The organism is Burkholderia territorii (assembly GCF_902833055.1).
In the GTDB taxonomy this organism is placed as follows: domain Bacteria; phylum Pseudomonadota; class Gammaproteobacteria; order Burkholderiales; family Burkholderiaceae; genus Burkholderia; species Burkholderia territorii.
The window spans coordinates 144,425-164,232 of the sequence record NZ_CADFEJ010000011.1 but is presented as its reverse complement, the minus strand read 5'-3'; the positions used below and the strand labels follow the sequence as shown (position 1 = coordinate 164,232).

Genomic DNA, 19,808 nt, shown 5'->3' with positions numbered 1-19,808 from the left:
GGCTCGGCGCGCGCTCAGCGCGCCGGCGCGTGCGCGTGAATCCACGCGATCAGCCCATCGATCACGCGATCGCGCTCGAGATCGTTCATCGTTTCGTGGAATCCGCCCTCGTACAACGTCAGCGTGCGATCGGGCGAGCCGACACGTGCGCCGAACGCACGGCTGCCGTCCGGTTCGGTCAGTTTGTCCTCGGTGCCGTGATAGACGAGCACCGGCACGCGAAGCGCGCCGCGACCGCGCTCGATGCGCGCCATCGCGTCGAGGATCTCGGCGCCGGTGCGCGCCGGCACTGCGCCGTGATGGACCAGCGGATCGGCGCGATTGGCCGCGACGACGGCCGGATCGCGCGACAGCAGCGCCGCGTCGATCTTGATCGCGGGGAAGCTTGGCCATACGCGGCTGATGAAGCGGCTCATCGCAAGCATCCAGCGCGGCACGTCGCGTCCCGGCGCGAGCGCCGGGCTCGACAGCACGAGGCCCGCCAGCGTGTGGCCGCGAACCGGCGCGCGTTCGATCGCATGCAGCGCCGCGATGGCGCCGCCCATGCTGTGCCCCATCAGGATGAGCGGCGTATCGTCGCGGGCGGCTTCGGCAACGAGGGCGTCCGCGTCGTTCAGGTAATCGTCGAAACGCTCGATCCACGCGCGTTTGCCCGGCGATTGGCCGTGCCCGCGCAGATCGATCGCCAGCACGCCGATGCCGGCCGCATTCAGTCTGGCCGCGAGCGCCGCATAACGGCCCGCATGCTCGGCGAGACCATGCACGAGCGCGACCGTCGCGCGCGCAGGCTGGGTGCCGTCGCCCGCCGGCCAGCTATACGACGCCAGTTCGAGCCCGTCCGTGGTACGCAGCCGGCCCATTCGCGGGGCGGGAGGCGCTGCCGTGTCCGGCGCGGCGGTGGCGGCGGGGGCGGCAGCCTGCGTGGTAGTGGCGGTCATCGGGCGGGTCTCCTGTGTCGTTGGCAGCGGTGTTTCCGGATCATAGTCGCGGCGCCCAAGCGGCGGGCCAGCAGCGCTCCTCTAATTTCGTGCGGTTATGAAAAGATCGAAATCGATTATTAAGTGGAATGAGGGGTTTGCGGTAAAATCGCCGGCTATTCCAGATGCATCGGCGGCCGACTGGCGAGCCTCGCCTGTCGGCCGCCGTTTTGTTTACATGATCGAATTACGCAATCTGTCGCAGCGTTTCCCCGGGCCGACCGGCTGGGTCGACGCATTGCACAACGTCAATCTGACGATCCCGCAGGGCGAGGTGTTCGGCATCATCGGCCGAAGCGGCGCCGGCAAGAGCACGCTCGTGCGCACCATCAACCTGCTCACGCGGCCGACCGAAGGCAACGTCGTCGTCGGCGGGCGCGATCTCACGATGCTGTCGGCCGGCGCGCTGCGCGAAGCGCGCCGCGACATCGGCATGATCTTCCAGCACTTCAACCTGCTGTCGTCGCGCACCGTGTTCGACAACGTCGCGCTGCCGCTCGAGCTTGCAGGCGCGAGCCGTGCCGACATCGAGGCCGCCGTGCTGCCGCTGCTCGACCTCGTCGGGCTGTCCGCGCAGAAGGATCGCTACCCGGCGCAGATCAGCGGCGGCCAGAAGCAGCGTGTCGGCATTGCCCGCGCGCTCGCGAGCAAGCCGAAGGTGCTGCTGTCGGACGAAGCGACGTCGGCGCTCGATCCCGAGACCACGCGCGCGATCCTCGACCTGCTGAAACGCATCAACCGCGAACTCGGCCTGACGATCGTGCTGATCACGCATCAGATGGAAGTGATCAAGCAGGTGTGCGATCGCGTGGCCGTGCTCGACGCGGGGCGCGTGGTCGAGGAAGGCCGCGTGATCGACGTGTTCCTGCAGCCGCATCACGAAGTGACGCGCGCGCTGATCGGCGACGTGATCGCGCAGGAACTGCCGCCCGCGCTGAAGGCGCGCGTGGCCGAGCGGCTGAAGGCGGGCAGCGGACATTTGCTGCGTCTCGCGTTCACCGGCTCGGGGGTGGACCAGCCGATCCTGTCGGAGACGATTCGCCGCTACGAACTCGATTTCAACATCCTGCATGGCCAGATCGACGAGATCCAGGGGCAGGCGTTCGGGTCGCTCGCGGTGCTCGCGGGCGGCGAACCGGGCAAGGTCGGGCAGGCGCTCGCGTTCCTGCGCGAGCAAGGTGTGGTGGTAGAGGAGCTTTCGTATGTTGAGTGAGATGTTCGATATGTTCGTGCAGTCGTTCTGGGAGACGCTGATCATGGTCGGCATCTCGGGAGCGGTCGGCGCGCTCGTCGGGCTGCCGCTCGGCGTGCTGCTCTACCTGACGGATCGCCAGGGCGTGCTGCAGAACCTCGGTGTGAATCGCGTGCTCGGCGGCATCGTGAACGCGGTGCGCTCGACGCCGTTCATCATCCTGCTGGTCGCGGTCATTCCATTCACGCGGCTCGTCACGGGGTCGTCGATCGGCACGGCCGCGGCGGTCGTGCCGCTGACGCTCGCGGCCGCGCCGTTCGTCGCGCGGCTGGTCGAGACGGCGCTGCGCGAAGTCGACCGCGGGCTGATCGAGGCCGCGCAGTCGATGGGCGCGACGACGTCGCAGATCGTCTTCAAGGTGCTGCTGCCGGAATCGCTGCCCGGCATCGTCGCGGGCCTGACGATCACGTTCGTGTCGCTCGTCGGCTACTCGGCGATGGCCGGTGCGATCGGCGGCGGCGGGCTCGGTGATCTCGGGATCCGTTACGGCTACCAGCGTTATCTGCCGGAAGTGATGTGGACGGTCGTCGCGATCCTGATCGTGTTCGTGCAGATCGTGCAATCGTTCGGCGACTGGCTCGTGCGCCGGCTGAGCCACAAGTAAAAACGACATTCACAGGTAGGGGAGACGATGCAACGACGTTTCATGCTGAAATTCGCGGCCGCACTCGGCGCGGCCGCGCTGTTCGCGAGCGCGCACGCGCAGGCCGAAACCATCAAGGTGGGCGTGACGGGCGGTCCGCACGCGCAGATCATGGACGTGGTGAAGAAGGTCGCGGCCAGAAGCGGCCTCGACATCCGCATCGTCGAATTCTCCGATTACGTGCAGCCGAACGCGGCGCTCGCGTCGGGCGATCTCGACGCGAACAGCTACCAGCACGATCCTTATCTGCAAGCGCAGGTGAAGGATCGCGGCTACAAGCTGATCAAGGTCGCGGATACCGTCACGTTCCCGATGGGCATCTATTCGAAGCGGGTAAAGTCGCTTGCCGAGTTGAAGCCGGGCGCGCGCATCGCCGTGCCGAACGATCCAACCAATGGCGGCCGCGCGCTGCTGTTGCTGCAGAAGCAGGGGCTGCTGAAGCTGCGTGCGGATGCGGGGCTGAAGGCGACGCCACTCGACATCGTCGACAATCCGCGCAAGCTGAAGATCGTCGAACTCAATGCGGCGCAGATTCCGCGCTCGCTCGGCGACGTCGACGCTGCGGCCATCAATACCAATTACGCAATGGAAGCGGGGTTGAAACCGAAGCAGGACGCGATCGCGATCGAGGGTCCGAACGGCCCTTACGCGAACATTCTCGCGATTCGCGAGGCCGACCGGAGCAAGCCGTGGGTCGCGAAGCTGGTGGCGGCCTACCACTCCGCGGACGTAAAGCAGTTCATCGAACAGAAGTTCGGCGGCGCGGTCATCGCCGCCTGGTGACACTTGGTGCTGGGCGCGCCCGGTGACGATTAGAGTCGATGATCGAAAACCCGGGCTTTGCGTCCGGGTTTTTTCTCTTTTAAAATAGAACGACCGTTCGCTATTGCCGGCGCGCCGCAGAGGAGCGCTATCCTCGATAGCCACGATGGATTGGTCCGCTTGGCCGCGCAGTCATGAGGCCTCGCTATAGAATGGCCTCTGGTCGTATTCGTAACTTTGGAGCGTGTGCATGAAAATCCTGGTGCCAGTGAAAAGAGTGGTCGATTACAACGTGAAGGTCCGCGTGAAGTCGGACAACACGGGCGTCGACATCGCGAACGTGAAGATGTCGATGAACCCGTTCGACGAAATCGCCGTTGAAGAAGCCGTGCGCCTGAAGGAAGCCGGTGTGGCGACTGAAGTGATCGCCGTGTCGGTCGGTGTCGCGCAAGCGCAGGAAACGCTGCGCACGGCGCTGGCGATCGGCGCGGATCGCGCGATCCTGGTCGAGTCGAACGATGGCGTCGAGCCGCTGGCCGTCGCGAAGATCCTCAAGGCGCTGGTCGACAAGGAACAGCCGCAACTCGTGATCCTCGGCAAGCAGGCGATCGACGACGATTCGAACCAGACGGGCCAGATGCTCGCTGCGCTGGCTGGCCTGCCGCAAGCGACGTTCGCGTCGAAGGTGACGATCGCCGACGGCAAGGCAACGGTTGCACGCGAAGTCGACGGTGGCGCGGAAACGCTGTCGCTGTCGCTGCCGGCGGTCGTGACGACCGACCTGCGCCTGAACGAGCCGCGCTACGTGACGCTGCCGAACATCATGAAGGCGAAGAAGAAGCCGCTGGAAACGGTGAAACCCGAAGACCTTGGCGTGGACGTTACGCCGCGTCTGAAGACGCTGAAGGTGGCCGAGCCGCCGAAGCGCGCGGCCGGCGTGAAGGTGCCGGACGTGAAGACGCTGGTCGAGAAGCTGAAGACCGAAGCCAAGGTGCTGTAAAGGGAGCAGAAAGAAATGACGATTCTGGTGATTGCAGAACATGACAACGCGTCGATCAAGGCCGCGACGCTGAACACGGTGGCGGCGGCTGCGAAGATCGGCGGTGACATTCACGTGCTGGTCGCGGGGCACAACGCGCAGGGCGCGGCCGACGCGGCAGCAAAGATCGCGGGTGTGTCGAAGGTGCTGCTGGCCGACGCGCCGCAGCTGGCCGAAGGCCTGGCGGAAAACGTCGAGGCGACCGCGCTGAACATCGCGAAGGACTACTCGCACATCCTCGCGCCGGCAACGGCTTATGGCAAGAACGTCGCGCCGCGCATCGCCGCGAAGCTCGACGTCGCGCAGATCTCGGACATCACGGCAGTCGACAGTGCCGATACGTTTGAGCGCCCGATCTACGCGGGCAACGCGATCGCGACGGTGCAGTCGAGCGACCCGATCAAGGTCATCACGGTGCGCGCGACCGGTTTCGATCCGGTGGCAGCGGAAGGCGGCAGCGCATCGGTCGAGAAGATCGAAGCAGCGGCCGATGCAGGCAAGTCGCAGTTCGTCAGCCGTGAAGTGACGAAGCTGGACCGTCCGGAGCTGACCAGCGCGAGCATCATCGTGTCGGGCGGCCGCGGTCTGGGTAGCGGCGAGAACTACACGAAGGTGCTGGAGCCGCTGGCGGACAAGCTGTCGGCAGCGCTCGGCGCATCGCGCGCGGCAGTGGATGCCGGCTACGTGCCGAACGACTACCAGGTCGGCCAGACCGGCAAGATCGTCGCACCGCAGCTGTACATCGCGGTCGGTATCTCGGGCGCGATCCAGCACCTGGCCGGCATGAAGGATTCGAAGGTGATCGTCGCGATCAACAAGGATCCGGAAGCGCCGATCTTCAGCGTGGCCGACTACGGTCTCGTCGGCGATCTGTTCGCCCTCGTGCCGGAACTGGTCAACGAACTGGGCTGACACGACGTGACTTGACGCTCCGGCGGCAGGTACACAATACGAGGGGCGCGATGAGCGCCCCTTTTTTTCGTGCAATGACGGAAGCGGTCGGGCTTTTGCCGGGCAGCGAGCCGTGCTCGCTCGGTTCTGCATCGTACATGTCGCCGTACGGGCAGGGCGGCCGGAAGCGTCGATCGTCGGCGTGCAACGGCGAGAACCACGCGCGCGATGCCGCAAGCGCTGTTGAGAGCGGGCAACGCATTCGGCGTAACGAAAAAAGGCGCCTGCAGGGCGCCTTTTTCGTCGATGCGGACCGGCCCGTGTCGTGGCCGGCCGTTTCGCTTATGCGTATGCCGGGCGCGTCTGGCCGGCCACGTCCTTCAGGTAGCGATGCACCGACAGGTCGTCGGCCTGGATTGCCGGCTTCTTGCCCGAGATCAGATCGGCGAGCAACTGGCCCGACCCGCACGACATCGTCCAGCCGAGCGTGCCGTGGCCGGTGTTCAGGAACAGGTTCGACACCGGCGTGCGGCCGACGATCGGCGTGCCGTCCGGCGTCATCGGGCGCAGGCCCGTCCAGAACGTTGCCTTCGATGTGTCGCCGCCGCCCGGGAACAGGTCGTTCACGCACATTTCGAGCGTTTCGCGCCGTGCGGCGCGCAGGTTCTTGTCGAAGCCGACGATCTCCGCCATGCCGCCGACGCGGATGCGCTGATCGAAACGCGTGATCGCGATCTTGTACGTTTCGTCGAGCACCGTCGACACGGGCGCGGCCGCCTCGTTCACGATCGGCGCGGTGATCGAATAGCCCTTCAGCGGATAGACGGGGATCTTCATCAGGTTCGAGACGAAGTTGGTCGAATACGACCCGAGTGCGACGACGTATGCATCGGCGCGCACCGTCTCGCTGCCGCACTGCACGCCGGCGATCTTGCCGCCGGCGATCGCCAGTGCATCGATCGGCGTGTTGTAGCGGAACTTCACGCCCAGCGATTCAGCGAGCGCCGCGAGGCGCGTCGTGAACAGCTGGCAATCGCCCGTTTCGTCGCCCGGCAGGCGCAGACCACCCGTCAGCTTGTGCGACACGGCGGCGAGCGCCGGCTCGGCATTCCGGAGTTCTGCCGGCGACAGCAGTTCGAACGGCACGTTCGCTTCCTGCAGCACCGCGATGTCCTTGGCTGCGCCGTCGAGTTGCTGTTGCGTGCGGAACAACTGCAGCGTGCCGCCCGTGCGGCCTTCGTACTGGATGCCCGTGTCGGCGCGCAGCGCCTGCAGGCAATCGCGGCTGTATTCGGCGAGACGGACCATGCGGCCCTTGTTGACGGCATAGCGCTCGGCCGTGCAGTTGCGCAGCATCTGCCACATCCACTGCAGCTGGAAACGCGTCCCGTCAAGGCGGATCGCGAGCGGCGCGTGCTTCTCGAACATCCACTTGACGGCCTTCAGCGGCACGCCGGGCGCCGCCCACGGCGCCGCATATCCGGGCGAGATCTGGCCTGCGTTCGCGAAGCTCGTCTCCAGCGCCGGGCCTGCTTCCCGGTCGATCACCGTGACTTCATGACCGGCGCGCGCGAGGTAATACGCGCTTGCCACGCCCACCACACCGCTGCCCAGAATGACGACTCGCATAGCTGCTCCAGATGGAAGGATCAGGGCGAGGCCGGGCGCACGTGCGGCTCCGTGTAACCTCTAGCTGATCTAGTTTTTTGCGCTATGGTATTGTCGAATGTGTAGGTTTTGTTATCGTATTTTTCAGGTTTTCAGCATAAACAAATGAGAACGCAACGTCAGCCAGTACGCTCGCTCGACAAGCTCGACCGCCGCATCCTCAAACTGCTGCAGGACGACGGCCGGATGGCGATGAAGGACCTCGCCGAACAGGTCGGGCTGACCGTCACGCCATGCATCGAACGCGTGCGGCGCATGGAGCGCGACGGTGTGATCACCGGCTATCACGCGCGCGTGGATCCGGCGCAGCTGGGCGCGGCCTTGCTGGTGTTCGTCGAGATCACGCTTGGCCACAAGGGCGGCAACATGTTCGAGCAGTTCCGGCGCGAAGTGATGAAGATCGACGAAGTGCTCGAATGCCATCTCGTGTCCGGCGACTTCGACTACCTGATCAAGGCGCGGATCGGCGAAATGGCCGACTATCGCAAGCTGCTGGGCGACATCCTGCTGCAGCTGCCCGGCGCGGTGCAGTCGAAGAGCTATGTCGTGATGGAGGAAATCAAGGAGACGCTGACGATCTCGGTTGGCGAATGACCTTGGCTGCGGCCTGCAGTCCGTCCCTCTATCCAGCGCTTGGCATGAGGCATCCAATACTGTATAAACATACAGTATTGGATGCCTGTAAACGGGTGAGCGCATGGACGGCCGGTCCGACAACGAATTTCCGATAGCGCCGCCGGCGCCCCGCAAGGGGCGCGGTGCGGTCGACAACCTCCAGGGGCGATACGAAACGGCGCTGCGCGAAGCGGTCGACGACGGCTGGACGCACGAATCGGAAGACGCCGATCTGCCCGCTCCGCTGCGCACGCAGGTGTTCGAGGAGCGTGCGAAGAGCATCCTCACGCGCAACCAGTCGCCGGACATACCGTTCAGCGTGTCGCTCAATCCGTATCGCGGCTGCGAGCACGGCTGCATCTACTGCTTTGCGCGGCCGACCCATAGTTATCTCGGCCTGTCTCCGGGGCTCGATTTCGAGAGCCGCATCTATGCGAAGGTCAACGCGGCCGAATTGCTCGAGCGCGAGATTTCGCGCAAGCGCTACGTGCCGGAGCCGATCGCGCTCGGCGTCAACACCGATGCATACCAGCCGGTCGAGCGCGATCTGCGCATCACGCGCAGCGTGATCCAGGTGATGCACGACCACGGGTTGCCGTTCGCCGCGATCACGAAATCGTCGCTGATCGAGCGCGATCTGGATCTGCTGGCGCCGATGGCCGAGCGCGGCCAGGTGATGGCCGCGGTCACGATCACGACGCTCGACGTCGATCTCGCACGCACGCTTGAGCCGCGTGCGGCCACGCCGGCGCGCCGGCTGCGCACGATCCGCGCGCTGCGCGACGCGGGCGTGCCGGTGGGCGTCAGCATTGCGCCGGTGATTCCGTTCGTCACCGAGCCGGACATGGAGCGCGTGCTGGAAGCCTGTGCGGAAGCCGGCGCGACGCACGCGAGTTACATCATCCTGCGGTTGCCGTGGGAGGTTGCGCCGCTGTTCAAGAACTGGCTCTGCGCGCATTTCCCCGATCGCGCGGAGCGCGTGATGAACCGCGTGCGCGACATGCGTGGCGGGAAGGATTACGACTCGGATTTCTCGAAGCGGATGAAGGGCGAGGGAATCTGGGCCGACCTGTTGCGGCAGCGGTTCCGTCAGGCCGTGAAGCGGCTCGGATTGAACGAGCGTGCGAACGGGATCCTGGATCTGTCCCAGTTTCGCGGTGCGCCGCAGGCCGCGGCGGCAGCGCAGCGCCCGCTGGCGGGCGCAAACGGCGCGAAATCGCGTGACGACCTTCAACTGAGTCTGTTCTGATCCGGCCGACGCGCGTCGGCACTTACTGCGAGATTTGCTTCGCCGCTTCGACTTGCGATTCGAAGTATGTCTGGAACGACAGCGCGAGCGCCGTCATCAGCAGGAACGCACCGGTCAGCAGCGAGAAGATCACGATGAAGATCACCGTCCAGCCTGACTGGCTGTGCCTGCCGGTGTCGGCATTGAATTGCGCGTCCCATTTCTCGTCGGGGCGCAGGCCGTAGACGAGCGCGGCGAGGAACGCCGCCAGAAGCGAAACGGCACCCGGCACGGCAAGCCACCAGCCGAGGCTGGCACTGCGCTGGGTGGCGGCGAGCAGCAGGAAACCCGGGATTCCGACGATCGTCGCCAGCAGGTGCGCCCAGCCGTACACGTCGCGAAAGCCGTACAGGTAGAAGCGGTGCGCACCGAGCGAACCAAGGAGGAACGCGAGGCCGGCGGTGAGCGTCTTGGAGCGGAAGCGGCGGGTCGATGCAGTGCTGCTGGACATGAATGGTGGCGGATTGTCGTTGGCATGGGCGGCCGGCAGGCCGGCGCGGGGCGCTCGGCCCGGCTCGCATTCTACGATGCCCGATCGGGCCCGGTCATCCCTGGCCTGCGTCAAGGTGCCGCATAGGTGATGCGGTAGATGATGCCTGCGTAGTCGTCGCTGACGAGCAGCGAGCCGTCCGGCAGCGGCAGGACATCGGCTGGGCGCCCCCAAACGGTGCCGTCCGCGCGCAGCCAGCCGGTGATGAATGGCGTCTGGCTTGCATGGCTGCCGTCGGCCGACACGACGGCGCGCATCACGCGATAACCGACCTTCGTGCTGCGATTCCACGAGCCGTGCTCGGCAATGAAGATGTTGTTGCGATATGACGCCGGAAACATCGGGCCCGTATAGAAGCGCATACCGAGTGCCGCGACGTGCGCGCCGAGTTTCAACACGGGCGGCGCGTAGCGGCGGCATATGTCGGCGCTTCCGAATTCCGGGTCGGGCGTGTCGCCGGCGTGGCAGTATGGAAAACCGAAATCGAGGCCGGCGCGCGGCGCACGGTTCAGCGTGTCGTCGGGCACGTCGTCGCCCATCAAGTCGCGTCCGTTGTCGGTAAACCACAGCTCGCGCGTATCGGGGTGCCAGGCGAAGCCGACGGTATTGCGCACACCGCGGGCGAATACTTCCCGGCCGCTGCCGTCCACGTTCATGCGTGCGATGATCGCGTATCGGCCGCGGTCGGCGAGGCACACGTTGCACGGCGCACCGACCGGCACGTAGAGTTTGCCGTCGGGGCCGAATGCGATGAATTTCCAGCCGTGATGATGATTGGTCGGCAGCGCGTCCGTCACGACCGCCGGTGCCGGCGGCTTGGCGAGCCGGTCGTCGATGTGGTCGAGACGCAGAATGCGCGACACGGCGGAGATATAGAGCGCGCCGTCGCGATACGCGACGCCGACGGGCATATCGAGCCCCGATGCGATCACGTAACGGGCCGTGATCCGACCCTCCCGCATCACGAATGCATGCACGCGGCCTTCCCGCGAGCCGACATACAGGATTCCGCGCGGCGACCATGCCATTTCGCGGGCGGTCGGCACGGCATCGGTCAGCACGTCGACGTGGAAGCCGGGTGGCACGACGAGTTTGTCTGCCGGCGGTGCGGCACCAGCCGCGGTGGCTGCAAACCAGGTGACGAGGCCGGCCAGCAAGCCCGCGAGGCGGTGTTGCCCGCGGCACGCGCGGGTGACGCAAAATAGCGGCATGGCGGCGGTAAGCGTCGTGGAGACGACGATTGTATGCCCGGCGTGCCGGGCGTCCGTGGAATTTTTGCGCGTAAGTGTTTGTTGTGGCTTTGGTTTCCGGCTATAATTGCACGTTTCAGTAGTTTCGAACCCGGTTTTCCCGAAGGATTTCATATGGTTATCATCCGTCTGGCTCGCGGCGGCTCGAAGAAGCGCCCGTTCTACAACATCGTTGCTACCGATTCGCGCAACCGTCGTGACGGCCGCTTCATCGAGCGCGTCGGCTTCTACAACCCGGTCGCCACGAAGGGCGAATCGCTGCGTATCGCTCAGGATCGCCTGACGTACTGGCAAGGCGTTGGCGCGCAACTGTCGCCGACCGTCCAGCGTCTCGTGAAGGAAGCGCAAAAGGCGCAACCGGCTGCCTAACATGGCGCGGTGTGCCGGTCGTGCCGGCTGCAAGGAGCATTGATGTCCGGTCACGATTCCGGTAACGCAAGGCGCGGGCGAGCATCGTTTGGTGCATTCGTCCGCAAGCCGGTCGAGCGCGACACTGTCGCGACCGCCGGTGCGGCTGCCGAGCAGGGCAGTCTCGAAGCGGCGCAAACCTGGCCCGACGATGCTGTCGAGGTCGGGGCGGTCGTCGACGCCTACGGCCTGAAAGGCTGGGTCAAGGTGGCGACGCATGCCGACGCCGGTCGCGGCGGCGATGCGCTGCTCAAGGCGCGCCGCTGGTGGCTGGAACGGGGTGATGAGCGGTTGTCCGCCCGCATCCTGCAATCGAAGACGCACGGCGACACCGTCGTCGCGCACACCGCGGGTGTCAGCGACCGCGATGCCGCACTGGCTTTGCGCGGCTTTCGCGTGTTCGTGCGCCGGGAAGATTTCCCGGCATTGGCCGCGGACGAATTCTATTGGGTCGACCTGATCGGCCTCGAAGTCGTCAACGAGCAATCGGTGGCGCTCGGGACGGTGAGCGGGATGATCGACAACGGCGTGCATTCGATCATGCGCGTCGAGTATCCGGCAGTCGGCAAGGATGGACGGCCGACCACCGACGAACGGCTGATTCCGTTCGTCGGCGTCTACGTCAAAACGGTGGATCAGGCGGCGCGTCGCATCGTCGTCGACTGGGAAGCCGATTACTAATGAACCAGGTTACGGAGAGCGCGGTGCAGTTCGACGTCGTCACGCTCTTTCCCGAAATGTTCCGCGCGCTGACCGACTGGGGGATCACCAGTCGGGCCGTGAAGCAGGGGCGCTTCGGGTTGCGTACCTGGAATCCGCGTGATTTCACGACGGACAACTACCGTACGGTCGACGATCGTCCGTACGGCGGCGGTCCGGGCATGGTGATGCTGGCCAGGCCGCTCGAGGCCGCGATCGGTGCTGCGAAAGCAGCGCAGGCGGAGCAGGGCGTCGCGAGCACGCGGGTGGTGATGATGTCGCCGCAGGGCGCGCCGTTCACGCACGAACGTGCGGTGCGGATGGCGCAAGAGCCCGGCGTCATCGTGCTGTGCGGCCGCTACGAGGCGATCGATCAGCGTCTGCTCGACCGTTGCGTCGACGAGGAAATCAGTCTCGGCGATTTCGTTCTGTCCGGTGGCGAACTGCCGGCGATGGCGATGATGGATGCCGTCGTGCGTCTGTTGCCAGGGGTGCTGAACGATGCGCAGTCGGCCGTGCAGGACAGCTTCGCCGACGGGCTGCTCGATTGTCCGCATTACACGCGCCCCGAGGAATACGAGGGGATGCGCGTGCCGGACGTGCTGCTCGGCGGCCATCATGCCGAGATCGAGCGGTGGCGGCGCCAGGAAGCATTGAGGAATACGTTGCGGAAGCGGCCGGACCTGATCGTCCGGGCGCGCCGCGAGAAGTTGTTGAGCCGTGCCGACGAGGCGTGGCTCGCGAACCTCGCACGCGAAGCGAAGAACGCCTCCTGAGGCAGTGTCGCGTGCGGGAAATGGCGGTGCCGTGCATGCGTGCGCGGTGCCTGATGTGAATCCATCCTCTATCGGGGCCAGGCCTGGAAGCAGGCGGGCGCAAACGCCGACAAGATGGCTTTAGGAGTCAGTGATGAATCTGATTGCAAAACTTGAGCAGGAAGAGATCGAGCGCGCGCTCGCCGGCAAGACGATCCCCGAATTCGCCCCGGGCGACACGGTGATCGTGAACGTGAACGTGGTTGAAGGTAACCGCAAGCGCGTTCAGGCGTACGAAGGCGTCGTGATCGCGATTCGCAACCGTGGCCTGAACTCGAACTTCATCGTCCGCAAGATCTCGTCGGGCGAAGGCGTCGAGCGTACGTTCCAGACCTACTCGCCGCTGCTGGCGAGCATCGTCGTGAAGCGTCGCGGTGATGTGCGTCGTGCGAAGCTGTACTACCTGCGCGAGCGTTCGGGCAAGTCGGCTCGAATCAAGGAAAAGCTGGTGTCGAAGGATCGCGCCGCAGCAGCTGCCCAAGAGTAAGAGCTGTAAGGAAAAAGCACCCACCCGGGTGCTTTTTTCATTCTGGCGCGACAATATGTTCGATACGTCACGAACTCGAGACCGCCATTGAATCGCCGCCCCATCATTGATCCCGAAGTGTTGCCGGTCGAAGGCACCGGCGCCGGCCTGCCATCCATCGAATCCCGTCTGATGACGCCGCCCGGGCTGCGCGAGCGTTTCGCGCGCACGCTCGAATGGAGCGTCGAGCCCGCCGAGGTACGGCTGCAGGAGGGCGTCGACCCGCGCAGCGCCGCCGTCCTCATCCCGCTCGTCGTTCGCGAGAGCGGCCTCACCGTGCTGCTGACCCAGCGCGCCGATCACCTGAACGACCATGCCGGGCAGATCAGCTTCCCCGGAGGCCGTCGCGAGCCGTTCGATCGCGATGCGACGGCCACCGCGTTGCGAGAGGCGAAGGAAGAAATCGGGCTGGCCGCCGAACCGGTGGAGATTCTCGGCGCGCTGCCCGACTACCTGACGGGGACCGGCTTCTGCGTGACGCCCGTCGTGGGCCTCGTGCATCCGCCGTTCACCGTGCAGGCCGATTCGTTTGAAGTTGCCGAGATTTTCGAGGTGCCGCTCGCGTTCCTGATGAGCCCGGCGAACCACCAGGTTCGCGTGTTCCGTTGGGAAGGGGGCGAGCGTCGTTTTTTTGCGATGCCCTATCCGAACGGCGAATCGGCCGGGCATTACTTCATCTGGGGCGCAACTGCCGGCATGTTGCGCAATCTGTACCGCTTCTTGGCAGCCGGATAGCATCCCGCCCGAACCTGCGTACGCGGCGGGCTGCCGGCCCGTCGCGTCGGCAGCCATGCGCTGCTTACGCTGTGCTATCGTTATGCAAAAAATGACATAACTCCGAAGACGGCGCCACGCATGACTTTCTTTTCGGTTCTTCTCGCCCTCATCATCGAACAGGTCCGCGCGTTGTCGCCGAACAATCCGGTGTTCGCGCTGTTTCAGTTTCATGCGGAAACCGTCGCGCATGGCCTCGACGCCGGCAAGCAAAAACATGGTGTGCTCGCATGGCTCGCAGTCGTGCTGCCGTGGGTGCTGATCGTCGCGCTGATCTACTTTCTGCTGTTCAAGGTGAGCTTCGTGCTCGCGTTCATCTGGAACGTCGTCGTCGTGTACTTCACGCTCGGCTTCCGCCAGTTCAGCCATTACTTCACCGATATCCACCTCGCGCTCAACAACGACGACGTGCCGCGCGCGCGTGAGATCCTGCACGAGTGGACGGGCCTCGACACGGTCGACATGCCGGTCGGTGAAATCGTCCGCCATACGCTGATTCATGCGGTCGTTGCGTCGCATCGCCACGTATTCGGCGTGTTCTTCTGGTACGTGCTGCCGCTCGGTCCGGCCGGCGCCGTGCTGTATCGCATCTCGGAATATCTCGCGCGCAGCTGGTCGACGCCGGGTGACGATCGCACCGCCGCGTTCTCGACGTTCGCGCAGCGCGCGTTCTTCGTGATCGACTGGATTCCGTCGCGACTGACCGCGCTCGGCTTCGCGATCGTCGGCAACTTCGAGGATGCGATCTACGCGTGGCGCAATCACACGCGCCAGTGGCCCGACCCGAACGACGGCGTGCTGCTCGCGGCCGGCAGCGGCGCGCTCGGTGCGCGCCTCGCAGGGCCGCTCGCGGAACCGTCGAGTCTCGACGCGTTGGCGGTCGGCGACAGCGGCCCGTTGACGGTCGGTGATGATTGCACGCCGCGCACGCTGCAGTCGGCGGTCGGCCTGGTGTGGCGCGCAGTGATCCTGTGGATGATCCTGCTGTTGATGCTGACGTTGGCGGTCTGGATTTCGTGACGCGCTCGCGCAGCACGCGATGAAACGAAAAGGCCGGCTCGATGCCGGCCTTTTCGCTGTGCGTCCGGTCGGCGCGTTCAGTCGTCGAGCGGATCACGCACGGTGCCGCATTGCCAGCAAGCCGTAAACTGCGCCTCGAGCGCCTCGCCGCACCGGCGACACCGCCACGGAGCCGCACCGGCCGACGGGCCGTATGATGCAGCGTCGATCAGCCGCCGCGCGAGCGCATCGTCGCGCTCGTCATCGAGCCACAGCTCGGGCGCGCATGCGTCGGCCGGCAGGCCGCCGAGCGCGCCGGTCGCGTAGCAGTTGTGCAGTTCGCAGCCGATGCCGGCCACCTGCAGCACGTTCGCCCAGTGCTGCGCGGTGGCCAGGTCGGGGGCCTTGAAACGCATCGCGGCTCCTGTCGTGAAGGGCGGCTTCGGCCCGGTGCCTGCCGTTCGCCGAGAACTCAGCGAACGACCTGGCTTGCCTCGTGCACGAGCTGCGCGTAAAGCGCATGGCGGGACGGCGCGATGCGGCCGTCCGCGACGGCTTCGAGAATCGCGCAGCCCGGCTCGTGCAGATGATGGCAATTATAGAAACGGCAGTGCGCGAGCAGCGGGCGGAATTCCGGGAACGCGCGCTCCAGGCGGCCTTCCGTCAGGTGGTAGAGGCCGAATTCCTGGAAGCCCGGCGAATCGATCAGCGCGCCGCCGCCTTCGAGCGGGTACAGGCGCGTGAACGTCGTCGTGTGGCGGCCGCTGTTGAGCGCGGCCGAGATTTCACGGGTCGCGGCTTCGGCATCGGGTACGAGCAGGTTCACGAGCGTCGACTTGCCCATCCCCGACTGGCCGAGCAGGATCGTCGAATGCCCGGCCAGATGCGGCATCAGTTGCGCGCGCGCATCGTCGGGCGCGCCCTTCACCGACAGCTCGAGCACGTCGTAGCCGAGCGCGCGGTAGGGCGCGAGCCGCTCGCGGGCGACCGGCAGCGCGGCCTCGACGTCGATCTTGTTCAGCACGACGAGCGGCTTCAGTTCGTTCGCTTCTGCCGCGATCAGCGCGCGGCCGAGCAGGTCCTCGCTGAAGTAGGGTTCGGTCGCGAGCACGATCAGCAACTGGTCGAGGTTCGCCGCGAACAGCTTCGACTTGAACTGGTCGGAACGGTACAGCAGGTTGCGCCGCTCGCCGATCTCGACGATCACGCCCTGGTCGGCCGACGCCTGTTCGTACACGACGCGGTCGCCGACCGCGATCTCGCTTTTCTTGCCGCGCGGGAAGCACTGCAGCATCGGGCCGCCGTCGTCGGGCGCGACGATGTAGTGCCGGCCGTGCGCCGCGATCACGCGGCCTTCGACTCGCGGCGCGCCGGATGCGCGCGGGGCCGGCTTGCGGGAGGTCGGCCGGCTCATGCGTGCTGCATCAGGCGGTCGATCCGCTGCGACGCGGGCGGATGCGAGTAGTAGAAGGCCGTGTAGACCGGGTCCGGCGTGAGCGTCGACGCGTTGTCCTCGTACAGCTTCACGAGTGCGCTGACGAGGTCCTGCGCATCGGTCTGGCTGGCCGCGAACGCATCGGCTTCGAATTCATGCTTGCGCGACGTCAGGCTGCTGACCGGCGTGGCGAAGAACAGGAACACGGGGATTGCGAGGAAGAACAGCACGAGCGCGGCGCCCGCGTTGCTCGTGTCGAGCGACGGCGTGACGCCGAGACCCGTGTAGAACCACGTGCGCTGCGCGAGCCAGCCGAGCAGCGCGAGCAGCACGAGGCTCAGCACGAACGACACGAGCATCCGCTTCATCACGTGGCGGCGCTTGAAATGACCGAGTTCGTGCGCGAGCACGGCCTCGATTTCCTGGCCGGACAGCCGTGCGAGGAGCGTGTCGAAGAATACGATCCGCTTCGACGCACCGAAGCCCGTGAAGTACGCGTTGCCGTGCGCGGAACGGCGGCTGCCGTCCATCACGAACAGGCCCTTCGCCGCGAAGCCGCACCGTTTCATCAGCGACTCGATGCGCGTGCGCAGCGCTTCGTCCTTCAGCGGCTCGAACTTGTTGAAGATCGGCGCGATGAAGGTCGGGTAGATCAGCAGCACGAGCATCTGGAATGCGACCCAGACGATCCAGGTCCACAGCCACCAGAGGCTGCCGGCCTGATTCATCAGCCACAGCACGACGAACAGCAGCGGCAGGCCGAGCACGGCGCCGAGCAGCGTGTTCTTCAGCATGTCGGTGAAGAACAGGCGCTTGGTCATCCGGTTGAAGCCGAACCGCTGTTCGATCCCGAACTGGCGGTAATACTCGAATGGCACGTCGATCACGCCCGTGATCGCGAGCACGGCGGCGACGAGCGCGACCTGCTGCGCGTAGCCGCGGCCGAGCCAGCCCGTCAGCAGCGTGTCCAGCGCGCCGACGCCGCCGAGCAGCGTGAGGCCGACCAGCACGGCCGCGCTGACGACGATCTCGAACATCGCCAGCCTGGTGCGCTCGACCGTGTAGTCGGCCGCGCGTTGATGGGCGGTCAGCGGAATGGCGGCGCTGAACTGCGCGGGCACGCCGTTGCGGTGGGCGGCGACGAAGCGGATCTGCCGCGACGCGAGCCACAGCTTGGTGACGACCATCGCGAGCACGGCGATCGCGAACAGCAGGGTGAACGAAAAGGGTGACATCGAAGGCGCCAAAGGGTTCTATGCGAGAATTATATGTTCTTGCGGACCGGGCCCGCTCATGCAATGCCCGCCGCCCGCCATTTTCCAGGATGACTCATGACCGATACCGCCGCTTCCGCCAGCCAGCCCGCGCTCGTGCGCAACGAGTTGAACCTCGTCTGGCTCGACATGGAGATGACGGGCCTCGACCCGGATAACGACCGCATCATCGAAATCGCGGTCGTCGTGACCAATTCCACGCTCGACATCGCGGTGGAAGGCCCCGTGTTCGCGATCCACCAGAGCGACGAGACGCTCGCGAAGATGGACGACTGGAACAAGTCGACCCACGGCCGCTCGGGCCTCATCGACCGCGTGCGCGCGTCGACCGTGACCGAGGCCGACGCCGCCGCGCAGCTGCAGGCGTTCCTCGCGCAGTACGTATCGCCCGGCAAGTCGCCGATGTGCGGCAATTCGATCTGCCAGGACCGCCGTTTCATGGCGCGCTGGATGCCCGAATTCGAGCGGTTCTTCCACTACCGCAACCTGGACGTCAGCACGCTCAAGGAGCTGTGCCGCCGCTGGCAGCCCGCGATCTACAAGGGCTTCCAGAAGCGCGCGATGCACACGGCGCTCGCGGACATCCACGAGTCGATCGACGAGCTGAAGTACTACCGCCAGCATTTCCTGATTCCGGCGGCATCGGCGCCGGCGGGCGAGTCCGCGCCGGCCGTCTGAGCGGGCCGGCACGCGCTCAACGCGGCGTGCGTTGTGCGCTCTTAGGCCGGAACGCCGCGACCACCGCGGCGTCGGTCTCGATGTACGGGCCGCCGATCAGGTCGATGCAGTAGGGCACCGCTGCGAAGATGCCCGGCACGGTCGACTTGCCGTCGGCGTCGCGCAGCCCTTCGAGCGTTTCCCGGATCGACTTCGGCTGGCCGGGCAGGTTGATGATCAGCGCCGCATGGTCGGCCGTCTCGCGGATCACCGCGACCTGCCGCGACAGGATCGCGGTCGGCACGAAATTCAGGCTGATCTGCCGCATCTGTTCGCCGAATCCCGGCATTTCCTTCGTCGCAACGGCCAGCGTGGCTTCCGGCGTCACGTCACGCCGGGCCGGGCCGGTGCCGCCGGTCGTCAGCACCAGGTCGCAGCCCGCGACGTCGACGAGTTCCGTCAGCGTGGCGGAGATCGTCGGCGCGTCGTCCTGGATCAGCCGGGTTTCGGCGCGCCACGGCGAGCGCAATGCGCCGGCGAGCCATTCCTGCAGCGCCGGAATGCCCTTGTCCTCGTAGACGCCCGTGCTGGCGCGGTCGCTGATCGACACGAGGCCGACCACGAGCTCGTCCGGGTGGTTACGCTTCGTCGTCATGGTCGTCTCCGGCTTCGTCCGGCGCTTCGTCTGCGTCGGTCTCGTCCGTGCCGCTCGCGGTCTTGATCCACTGGAACAGCTCGCGGAAATAGCGCGGCGGCTTGCCTTGCTGCGCTTCCTTGCGCGCGTTGCGGATCAGCGTGCGGCCTTCCTGGATGTCGGCTTCGGGATGCTGGCGCAGGAACTCGGTCAGCGCGTCGTCGCTGGCGAGCAGCTGTTCGCGCGTGCGCTCGATCCAGTGCAGGCGGGCCGTCGCGGCCTTGTTCACGCCTCGCTGGGCATCCAGCGCGGTGCGCAGGGCGGCGGTTTCTTCGTCGGTCAGCGAGCGCATCACGCGCCCGACGTACTGGAGCTGGCGGCGCTTGCCTTCGTGATCGGTGATCCGGCGCGCCTCGCGCACGGCGTCGGCCAGATCCTCGGGCATCGGCATGCGCTTGAGCGCGTCCTTCGGCAGGTCGACCAGGGCCTGGCCGAGCTCCTGCAGCGCGTGCATCTCGCGTTTCAACTGGGATTTGCTGGGGCGATCGTAGCCATTGCCGGTGTCGTCGTCGGCATGCTCGATCGGCTGGATTCGGGTTTTGCGTGTCATGGGCGGCATTGTATCGCGGCGCGGACACCCCAAGCTTGTCGGTATGTGGCCCCGGACCTTGCTATGATCGCGGGATACGCAACATTTTGAACATGCGGGCGG

Annotated in this window: 23 protein-coding genes; 14 read left to right on the top strand and 9 right to left on the bottom strand. The window is 65.8% G+C overall.

Going from position 1 to position 19,808, the window contains the following annotated elements:
* Positions 1–14: 14 nt before the first annotated feature.
* A complete protein-coding gene (locus HW466_RS19815) occupies positions 15–938 on the bottom strand; it encodes an alpha/beta hydrolase (protein ID WP_151004057.1) in 924 nt (307 codons plus the stop codon).
* Positions 939–1,155: 217 nt separating this feature from the next.
* Between HW466_RS19815 and HW466_RS19810 the strand changes: the two genes are divergently transcribed.
* The 5 genes from HW466_RS19810 to HW466_RS19790 all read left to right on the top strand — a co-directional run bounded on the left by HW466_RS19810 (position 1,156) and on the right by HW466_RS19790 (position 5,585).
* Positions 1,156–2,190: a methionine ABC transporter ATP-binding protein gene (locus tag HW466_RS19810; RefSeq protein WP_059448236.1), complete on the top strand. Its 1,035-nt coding sequence runs from the start codon at positions 1,156–1,158 to the stop codon at positions 2,188–2,190.
* On the top strand, positions 2,180–2,833 hold the full coding sequence (locus HW466_RS19805) for a methionine ABC transporter permease (RefSeq protein ID WP_044844825.1): 654 nt from the start codon (positions 2,180–2,182) through the stop codon (positions 2,831–2,833). Before HW466_RS19810 ends, HW466_RS19805 begins: the two co-directional genes overlap by 11 nt.
* Before the next feature lie 27 nt (positions 2,834–2,860).
* Positions 2,861–3,655, top strand: a complete 795-nt coding sequence (locus HW466_RS19800) for a MetQ/NlpA family ABC transporter substrate-binding protein (RefSeq protein ID WP_151004059.1) — start codon at positions 2,861–2,863, stop codon at positions 3,653–3,655.
* A 229-nt stretch (positions 3,656–3,884) separates the two neighbouring features.
* On the top strand, positions 3,885–4,634 hold the full coding sequence (locus HW466_RS19795) for an electron transfer flavoprotein subunit beta/FixA family protein (protein WP_059807337.1): 750 nt from the start codon (positions 3,885–3,887) through the stop codon (positions 4,632–4,634).
* A 15-nt stretch (positions 4,635–4,649) separates the two neighbouring features.
* Positions 4,650–5,585, top strand: a complete 936-nt coding sequence (locus HW466_RS19790) for an electron transfer flavoprotein subunit alpha/FixB family protein (RefSeq protein ID WP_059522890.1) — start codon at positions 4,650–4,652, stop codon at positions 5,583–5,585.
* A 321-nt stretch (positions 5,586–5,906) separates the two neighbouring features.
* Here the strand turns inward: HW466_RS19790 and HW466_RS19785 are convergent, their stop codons facing one another.
* Positions 5,907–7,193 carry a D-amino acid dehydrogenase gene (locus tag HW466_RS19785; RefSeq protein ID WP_060347915.1) on the bottom strand — a complete coding sequence of 429 codons (1,287 nt, stop codon included), beginning with the start codon at positions 7,191–7,193 and terminating at the stop codon, positions 5,907–5,909.
* Positions 7,194–7,337: 144 nt separating this feature from the next.
* Between HW466_RS19785 and HW466_RS19780 the strand changes: the two genes are divergently transcribed.
* Positions 7,338–7,826 carry an Lrp/AsnC ligand binding domain-containing protein gene (locus HW466_RS19780; protein ID WP_040143708.1) on the top strand — a complete coding sequence of 163 codons (489 nt, stop codon included), beginning with the start codon at positions 7,338–7,340 and terminating at the stop codon, positions 7,824–7,826.
* Positions 7,827–7,929: 103 nt separating this feature from the next.
* A complete protein-coding gene (locus HW466_RS19775) occupies positions 7,930–9,096 on the top strand; it encodes a PA0069 family radical SAM protein (protein WP_151004061.1) in 1,167 nt (388 codons plus the stop codon).
* 22 nt (positions 9,097–9,118) lie between these two features.
* On the opposite strand, the gene HW466_RS19770 is transcribed toward HW466_RS19775, so the two are convergent.
* Positions 9,119–9,586 carry an NINE protein gene (locus HW466_RS19770; protein WP_151004063.1) on the bottom strand — a complete coding sequence of 156 codons (468 nt, stop codon included), beginning with the start codon at positions 9,584–9,586 and terminating at the stop codon, positions 9,119–9,121.
* A 110-nt stretch (positions 9,587–9,696) separates the two neighbouring features.
* Positions 9,697–10,836, bottom strand: coding sequence for a PQQ-dependent sugar dehydrogenase (locus tag HW466_RS19765; RefSeq protein WP_151004065.1), 1,140 nt, complete (start codon positions 10,834–10,836; stop codon positions 9,697–9,699).
* 153 nt (positions 10,837–10,989) lie between these two features.
* On the opposite strand from HW466_RS19765, the gene rpsP reads away from it, so the two are divergent.
* From rpsP to HW466_RS19735, 6 genes are all read left to right on the top strand, one after another.
* Positions 10,990–11,244, top strand: coding sequence for a 30S ribosomal protein S16 (gene rpsP / locus HW466_RS19760; protein ID WP_006476550.1), 255 nt, complete (start codon positions 10,990–10,992; stop codon positions 11,242–11,244).
* A 42-nt stretch (positions 11,245–11,286) separates the two neighbouring features.
* Complete coding sequence (rimM, locus tag HW466_RS19755; protein ID WP_059794385.1) at positions 11,287–11,964, top strand: ribosome maturation factor RimM; 678 nt, start codon at positions 11,287–11,289, stop codon at positions 11,962–11,964.
* Positions 11,964–12,758, top strand: a complete 795-nt coding sequence (gene trmD, locus HW466_RS19750) for a tRNA (guanosine(37)-N1)-methyltransferase TrmD (protein WP_059447922.1) — start codon at positions 11,964–11,966, stop codon at positions 12,756–12,758. Before rimM ends, trmD begins: the two co-directional genes overlap by 1 nt.
* 133 nt (positions 12,759–12,891) lie before the next feature.
* Positions 12,892–13,284: a 50S ribosomal protein L19 gene (gene rplS / locus HW466_RS19745; RefSeq protein WP_059447923.1), complete on the top strand. Its 393-nt coding sequence runs from the start codon at positions 12,892–12,894 to the stop codon at positions 13,282–13,284.
* Between the two features lie 87 nt (positions 13,285–13,371).
* Entirely contained in the window at positions 13,372–14,058 is a 687-nt protein-coding gene (locus HW466_RS19740) for a CoA pyrophosphatase (RefSeq protein ID WP_059447924.1), read from the top strand.
* Positions 14,059–14,178: 120 nt separating this feature from the next.
* Entirely contained in the window at positions 14,179–15,117 is a 939-nt protein-coding gene (locus HW466_RS19735) for a CobD/CbiB family protein (RefSeq protein ID WP_059447925.1), read from the top strand.
* A gap of 77 nt (positions 15,118–15,194) precedes the next feature.
* On the opposite strand, the gene HW466_RS19730 is transcribed toward HW466_RS19735, so the two are convergent.
* The 3 genes from HW466_RS19730 to HW466_RS19720 are packed head-to-tail and all read right to left on the bottom strand — an operon-like array spanning position 15,195 to position 17,766.
* Positions 15,195–15,512, bottom strand: coding sequence for a putative signal transducing protein (locus HW466_RS19730; protein WP_059545171.1), 318 nt, complete (start codon positions 15,510–15,512; stop codon positions 15,195–15,197).
* A 56-nt stretch (positions 15,513–15,568) separates the two neighbouring features.
* Positions 15,569–16,510, bottom strand: coding sequence for a ribosome small subunit-dependent GTPase A (gene rsgA, locus HW466_RS19725; protein ID WP_059502926.1), 942 nt, complete (start codon positions 16,508–16,510; stop codon positions 15,569–15,571).
* Positions 16,507–17,766, bottom strand: a complete 1,260-nt coding sequence (locus tag HW466_RS19720) for a M48 family metallopeptidase (RefSeq protein WP_151004067.1) — start codon at positions 17,764–17,766, stop codon at positions 16,507–16,509. The genes rsgA and HW466_RS19720 overlap by 4 nt, the downstream gene beginning before the upstream one ends.
* Before the next feature lie 96 nt (positions 17,767–17,862).
* On the opposite strand from HW466_RS19720, the gene orn reads away from it, so the two are divergent.
* The gene (gene orn / locus HW466_RS19715; protein WP_059447929.1) at positions 17,863–18,483 is read left to right on the top strand and encodes an oligoribonuclease; all 621 of its coding nucleotides are present in this window, start codon (positions 17,863–17,865) and stop codon (positions 18,481–18,483) included.
* Between the two features lie 16 nt (positions 18,484–18,499).
* Here the strand turns inward: orn and mog are convergent, their stop codons facing one another.
* Complete coding sequence (gene mog / locus HW466_RS19710) at positions 18,500–19,117, bottom strand: molybdopterin adenylyltransferase (protein WP_081053640.1); 618 nt, start codon at positions 19,115–19,117, stop codon at positions 18,500–18,502.
* Positions 19,101–19,706: a ribosome biogenesis factor YjgA gene (yjgA, locus tag HW466_RS19705; RefSeq protein ID WP_272481525.1), complete on the bottom strand. Its 606-nt coding sequence runs from the start codon at positions 19,704–19,706 to the stop codon at positions 19,101–19,103. Before yjgA ends, mog begins: the two co-directional genes overlap by 17 nt.
* Positions 19,707–19,808 lie beyond the last annotated feature (102 nt).

Bases quoted from the DNA above. Each gene is read 5' to 3' on its own strand.
- HW466_RS19730 (WP_059545171.1), bottom strand. From the start codon at position 15,512: ATGCGTTTCAAGGCCCCCGACCTGGCCACCGCGCAGCACTGGGCGAAC.
- HW466_RS19795 (WP_059807337.1), top strand. From the start codon at position 3,885: ATGAAAATCCTGGTGCCAGTGAAAAGAGTGGTCGATTACAACGTGAAG.
- HW466_RS19790 (WP_059522890.1), top strand. From the start codon at position 4,650: ATGACGATTCTGGTGATTGCAGAACATGACAACGCGTCGATCAAGGCC.
- orn (WP_059447929.1), top strand. From the start codon at position 17,863: ATGACCGATACCGCCGCTTCCGCCAGCCAGCCCGCGCTCGTGCGCAAC.
- HW466_RS19780 (WP_040143708.1), top strand. From the start codon at position 7,338: ATGAGAACGCAACGTCAGCCAGTACGCTCGCTCGACAAGCTCGACCGC.
- mog (WP_081053640.1), bottom strand. From the start codon at position 19,117: ATGACGACGAAGCGTAACCACCCGGACGAGCTCGTGGTCGGCCTCGTG.
- HW466_RS19815 (WP_151004057.1), bottom strand. From the start codon at position 938: ATGACCGCCACTACCACGCAGGCTGCCGCCCCCGCCGCCACCGCCGCG.
- HW466_RS19785 (WP_060347915.1), bottom strand. From the start codon at position 7,193: ATGCGAGTCGTCATTCTGGGCAGCGGTGTGGTGGGCGTGGCAAGCGCG.
- HW466_RS19765 (WP_151004065.1), bottom strand. From the start codon at position 10,836: ATGCCGCTATTTTGCGTCACCCGCGCGTGCCGCGGGCAACACCGCCTC.
- HW466_RS19810 (WP_059448236.1), top strand. From the start codon at position 1,156: ATGATCGAATTACGCAATCTGTCGCAGCGTTTCCCCGGGCCGACCGGC.
- rplS (WP_059447923.1), top strand. From the start codon at position 12,892: ATGAATCTGATTGCAAAACTTGAGCAGGAAGAGATCGAGCGCGCGCTC.
- rsgA (WP_059502926.1), bottom strand. From the start codon at position 16,510: ATGAGCCGGCCGACCTCCCGCAAGCCGGCCCCGCGCGCATCCGGCGCG.
- HW466_RS19720 (WP_151004067.1), bottom strand. From the start codon at position 17,766: ATGTCACCCTTTTCGTTCACCCTGCTGTTCGCGATCGCCGTGCTCGCG.
- rimM (WP_059794385.1), top strand. From the start codon at position 11,287: ATGTCCGGTCACGATTCCGGTAACGCAAGGCGCGGGCGAGCATCGTTT.
- HW466_RS19770 (WP_151004063.1), bottom strand. From the start codon at position 9,586: ATGTCCAGCAGCACTGCATCGACCCGCCGCTTCCGCTCCAAGACGCTC.
- HW466_RS19735 (WP_059447925.1), top strand. From the start codon at position 14,179: ATGACTTTCTTTTCGGTTCTTCTCGCCCTCATCATCGAACAGGTCCGC.
- rpsP (WP_006476550.1), top strand. From the start codon at position 10,990: ATGGTTATCATCCGTCTGGCTCGCGGCGGCTCGAAGAAGCGCCCGTTC.
- HW466_RS19800 (WP_151004059.1), top strand. From the start codon at position 2,861: ATGCAACGACGTTTCATGCTGAAATTCGCGGCCGCACTCGGCGCGGCC.
- HW466_RS19775 (WP_151004061.1), top strand. From the start codon at position 7,930: ATGGACGGCCGGTCCGACAACGAATTTCCGATAGCGCCGCCGGCGCCC.
- yjgA (WP_272481525.1), bottom strand. From the start codon at position 19,706: ATGACACGCAAAACCCGAATCCAGCCGATCGAGCATGCCGACGACGAC.
- trmD (WP_059447922.1), top strand. From the start codon at position 11,964: ATGAACCAGGTTACGGAGAGCGCGGTGCAGTTCGACGTCGTCACGCTC.
- HW466_RS19805 (WP_044844825.1), top strand. From the start codon at position 2,180: ATGTTGAGTGAGATGTTCGATATGTTCGTGCAGTCGTTCTGGGAGACG.